Source organism: Ruegeria aquimaris, from assembly GCF_025751555.1.
Classification (GTDB): Bacteria; Pseudomonadota; Alphaproteobacteria; order Rhodobacterales; family Rhodobacteraceae; genus Ruegeria_B; species Ruegeria_B aquimaris.
In genome coordinates this window covers 1-1,253 of sequence record NZ_JAOWLB010000061.1, presented here as the reverse complement: position 1 = coordinate 1,253, position 1,253 = coordinate 1, and the positions used below count along the sequence as shown (strand labels likewise).

At 63.6% G+C, this 1,253-nt stretch carries 1 protein-coding gene; it reads left to right on the top strand.

Features of this window, described 5'->3' with window-relative positions; genetic code table 11:
* The first annotated feature begins 1 nt into the window (after position 1).
* The gene (gene tuf / locus OE747_RS24570) at positions 2–1,177 is read left to right on the top strand and encodes an elongation factor Tu (RefSeq protein ID WP_263831058.1); all 1,176 of its coding nucleotides are present in this window, start codon (positions 2–4) and stop codon (positions 1,175–1,177) included.
* Positions 1,178–1,253 lie beyond the last annotated feature (76 nt).

The following is a 1,253-nucleotide window of genomic DNA, read 5'->3' as shown; positions in this document are numbered from 1 at the left end:
AATGGCAAAGGAAAAGTTCGCGCGTACGAAACCGCACGTCAACATCGGCACGATTGGGCACGTTGACCACGGCAAGACCACGCTGACCGCAGCAATCACCAAGTATTTCGGCGACTTCAAGGCGTATGACGCGATTGACTCGGCGCCCGAGGAGAAGGCGCGCGGGATCACGATCTCGACCGCGCATGTGGAATACGAGACCGAAGCGCGCCACTATGCCCACGTGGACTGCCCCGGCCACGCCGACTACGTCAAGAACATGATCACCGGTGCCGCCCAGATGGACGGCGCGATCCTGGTTGTGAACGCCGCTGACGGCCCGATGCCGCAGACCCGCGAGCACATCCTGCTGGCGCGTCAGGTCGGCGTTCCGGCGCTGGTCGTGTACATGAACAAGGTCGACCAGGTCGACGACGAAGAGCTGCTGGAACTGGTCGAGATGGAAGTGCGCGAGCTGCTCAGCTCCTACGACTTCCCCGGCGACGATATTCCGATCGTCAAGGGCTCGGCGCTGAACGCGATGAACGGCACCAACCCGGAGATCGGCGAGAACTCGATCCGCGCGCTGATGGCGGCGGTTGACGAGTACATCCCGACGCCCGAGCGTGCGGTTGACCAGCCGTTCCTGATGCCGATCGAAGACGTGTTCTCGATCTCGGGCCGCGGCACCGTGGTGACGGGCCGTGTCGAGCGTGGCGTGATCAACGTCGGCGACACGATCGAGATCGTGGGGATCCGCGACACCCAGACCACCACCTGCACCGGTGTGGAGATGTTCCGCAAGCTGCTGGACCGTGGTGAAGCCGGCGACAACATCGGCGCGCTGCTGCGCGGCATCGACCGTGAAGGCGTCGAGCGCGGCCAGGTTCTGTGCAAGCCGAAATCGGTGACCCCGCACACCAAGTTCGAAGCCGAAGCCTATATCCTGACCAAGGAAGAGGGCGGCCGTCACACCCCGTTCTTCGCGAACTACCGTCCGCAGTTCTACTTCCGGACCACCGACGTGACCGGCACCGTGACGCTGGCCGAAGGCACCGAGATGGTGATGCCGGGCGATAACGTTGGCTTCACCGTCGAGCTGATCGCACCGATCGCGATGGAAGACGGCCTGCGCTTCGCCATCCGCGAAGGCGGCCGCACCGTCGGCGCCGGCGTGGTGTCGAAGATCATCGAGTAAGGTCGAATTCCGGGTTACCGGAATTCTGACCGGTTGCGGCAGGCGGTTTTCCACCGGAAAACCTGCCGGAAGCAAC

Bases quoted from the DNA above. Each gene is read 5' to 3' on its own strand.
- tuf (WP_263831058.1), top strand. From the start codon at position 2: ATGGCAAAGGAAAAGTTCGCGCGTACGAAACCGCACGTCAACATCGGC.